Annotated in this window: 4 protein-coding genes; all 4 read left to right on the forward strand. The window is 74.8% G+C overall.

Annotated features, from left to right (window positions below; genetic code table 11):
• The coding region (locus HW577_RS23090) for a P-loop NTPase family protein (protein ID WP_419956604.1) at positions 1 to 792 on the forward strand (792 nt) is incomplete at its 5' end.
• Between the two features lies 1 nt (position 793).
• Positions 794 to 1561: a nucleotide-binding protein gene (locus HW577_RS23095; protein ID WP_198378459.1), complete on the forward strand. Its 768-nt coding sequence runs from the start codon at positions 794 to 796 to the stop codon at positions 1559 to 1561.
• A gap of 56 nt (positions 1562 to 1617) precedes the next feature.
• Positions 1618 to 2781 (forward strand): OpgC family protein, encoded by a 1164-nt coding sequence (locus HW577_RS23100; RefSeq protein WP_198378460.1) that lies wholly within the window; start codon positions 1618 to 1620, stop codon positions 2779 to 2781.
• On the forward strand, positions 2778 to 3001 hold a 224-nt coding region (locus tag HW577_RS26735; protein WP_232475186.1), incomplete at its 3' end, for a hypothetical protein. The genes HW577_RS23100 and HW577_RS26735, both read left to right, overlap by 4 nt.

The raw sequence follows: 3001 nt of genomic DNA on the forward strand, positions 1-3001 counted from the left end.
CTGATCCCGCCCGCCGCCGCGATCGCCACGCTGCCGACCGCCGCGCCGCCGGCGGCGCCCGTCACCGGCCCCCTCGCCTTCCACAACGCCCCGCCCAGCCTTGCCGCGGCGCTGGCGCGCGGCCCGCTCGAGGACACGCTGGGGTCGGTCTTCCGCTTCGGCCCGCTGCCGGACGGGCGCGAGAAGCCGCTGCTGCTGGTCGGCCCGCCCGGCGCGGGCAAGACGCTGACCTGCGCCAAGATCGCCGCGCGCATGGTGCTCGGCGGCACGCCGCCGGTAATCGCGACCACCGACGGCCAGCGCGCCGGGGCGGCGGCGCAACTCGCCGCCTTCACCGGGGTGCTCGGCCTGACGCTCGCGGTCGCGACCTCGCCCGGCGCGCTGGTGAAGGCGCTTGCGCGGCGGACGCAGGACCAGCCCGTGCTGGTGGACAGCGCCGGCTGCGATCCCTTCGACCCGCGCCAGGCGATGGCCCTGCACGGCTTCGCCGCGGCGATCGGGGCGGAACCCGTGCTCGTGCTGCCCGCCGGGCTCGATGCGCTGGAGGCGGCCGACCTCGCCCGTGCCTTCGCGGCGCTCGGCGCCCGGCATCTCGTGCCGACGCGGCTCGATTCCGCCCGGCGGCTCGGTGCCGTCCTCGCCGCCGCCGAGGCCGGGCCGCTGCTGCTGACCGAAGGCGGCACCAGCCCCGAGGTGGTGCAGGGCCTCGAACCCCTTTCCCCCGCGCGGCTGGCCGCGCGCCTCGCCGCGCCACGGCGCGGGGACGCCACGTCGCCGCTGGAGGCCGCCTGACATGACCCTTCCCGCGACACGGCCCGCCCCCGCGGCTGGGCGGATCATCGCCATCGCCTCCGGCAAGGGGGGCGTGGGCAAGACCTGGTTCGCCATCACGCTGTCCCAGGCGCTGGCGCGGCGGGGCGGATCGGTGCTGCTGGTCGATGCCGACCTTGGCCTCGCAAATGTGGACGTGCAGCTGGGCTTCCAGCCGGCGCAGGACCTATCCGCCGTGCTGTCCGGCCGCGCGGCGGTGGAAGCGGCGGCGGTGCGGCACCCGGGTGCCGGCTTCGACATCCTGGCCGGGCGGTCGGGCTCGGGCGCGCTCGCAGGGCTCGGCGGGCCGGCGCTCGATGCGATGCTGGCGATGCTGGCCCGCGCGGCCGGCCGCTGGGGGCATGTGGTGGTCGATCTCGGCGCGGGGCTTGAAGCGCCGCAGCGCCGCATCGCGGCGGCGGCCGACACGCTGCTGGTGATCGCGACCGACGAGCCGACCAGCCTGACCGACGCCTATGCCGTGCTGAAGCTGCACGCGCAGGACCGCCCGGGGGGCGATGCGCGCATCGTCGTAAACCTCGCCTCCGACGCCATTTCGGGCGGCCGCACCCATGCGACGCTGGCGCGCGCGGCGAGCACCTTTCTGAAGCGCGACATCCCGCTGGCCGGCGTGGTGCGGCGGGACGCCAAGGTGCGCGACACGATCCGGCACCAGACGCCGCTGCTGACGCGCCACCCGACGAGCCCCGCCGCGCAGGATGTGGAGGCGGTGGCGCGCGGCCTCGGCTGAGGCTCCGTCACAACTCGGCCCTTGCAGCCGGGGCGCGCGGCGGTGTTCATCGCGACATGCGCTCCCTCATTCGCCTCGACCGCGACCTGCGCGTGGACATCGTCCGCGGCTTCGCGCTCTGGGCGATCTTCGTGAACCACACGCCGGGCAACGTCATGGGCGCGGTCACGCCGCGCAACTACACGCTGTCGGACGCGACCGAGGCCTTCGTGCTGCTCGCGGGCTACGCGGCGGGCCTCGCCTATGGGATCGTGATGGACCGGCAGGGCTGGTTCTTCGCCGCTTCGCGCGTCATGGGGCGGGTCTTCACGCTGTATGTCGCGCATATCTTCCTGCTGGTCGTGTTCACCGCGCAGGTGGGCTTTTCCGCCGAGCGGCTGGATGCGGCGGCGTATCTCGACGAACTGCACCTCGACCCCTTCGCCACCGACCCCTATCGCGCGCTGCTCGAGGCGCTGATGCTGCGCTACCAGCCATCCTTCCTGAACATCCTGCCGCTCTACATCGTCGTGCTGGCGATGTTCGCCGTGGCGATGCCGCTGATGCGCCGAGCCTGGCTGATGCTGGGGCTGTCGGCCGCGCTGTGGCTGGCGGCGCGGCTGTTCGATCTGTCGCTGCCCTCCTGGCGGGGGGAGGACTGGTTCTTCAACCCGCTCGCCTGGCAATTGCTGTTCTTCATCGGCTGCGCGCTCGGCTACCGGCCGCCGGCGGGGCGGCCGATCGCCGTGCCCTGGCGGCGCTGGGCGGGGGGGCTGTGCTGGGCGCTGCTGGCCGCGGGGGCGGTGATGACGGTGCTCATCTACTTCCACTGGGACTTCGCCGAGGCGCGCCTGCCGGCCTTCGCGCCCTGGCTCGCCGCCATCGACAAGGCGTCGCTGCATCCGCTGCGGCTCGCAACCATGCTGGCGCTGACCTACCTGATCGCGCATCTGGTCAGGCGGGACGCGGCCTGGCTGAGGAGCGACCCGGGACTGGTGCTCGCCCTGCTCGGTCAGCAGGCGCTGCCGGTGTTCTGCGTGGGCATCGCGCTCTCCTTCCTCGGCCGGCTGGCGCTGGAGGCATCGGATGCCTGGTGGATGCAGGCGGTGGTGAACCTGCTCGGCGCCGCCGCCCTGGTGGCGCTGGCGGTGCTGACCGCCTGGTACGGGGGGGAAAAGCGCGCGCCGCGCCGCCCCCGCACGGAGGGCTTGCCGGCCGGCCCGCCGGCCGATAGGGCTTGAAGGCGATGCGCCGCGCCCTGCCGCTCCTGCTCGGGCTGTGTCTCTCGCTGCCGGCCGCGGCGGCGGAGCGGCCCGCGCCGCCCAGCGGCCCGGGATGCGGCGCGCCGGTCGAATTCCTGCAATCGCCGCCGCTGCGGGCAACCGCAACGGGGATCGCGACCGGGCGGCTGCGGATCCTGGCGGTCGGGTCGGCCTCCGTCGCCGGCCCGGGCGTGAGCGC

This window comes from Neoroseomonas rubea, assembly GCF_016106015.1.
Classification (GTDB): Bacteria; Pseudomonadota; Alphaproteobacteria; order Acetobacterales; family Acetobacteraceae; genus Neoroseomonas; species Neoroseomonas rubea.

What these genes read in the sequence shown, in the direction of transcription:
- HW577_RS23095 (WP_198378459.1), top strand. Translation starts at nt 794, where the DNA reads ATGACCCTTCCCGCGACACGGCCCGCCCCCGCGGCTGGGCGGATCATC.
- HW577_RS23100 (WP_198378460.1), top strand. Translation starts at nt 1,618, where the DNA reads ATGCGCTCCCTCATTCGCCTCGACCGCGACCTGCGCGTGGACATCGTC.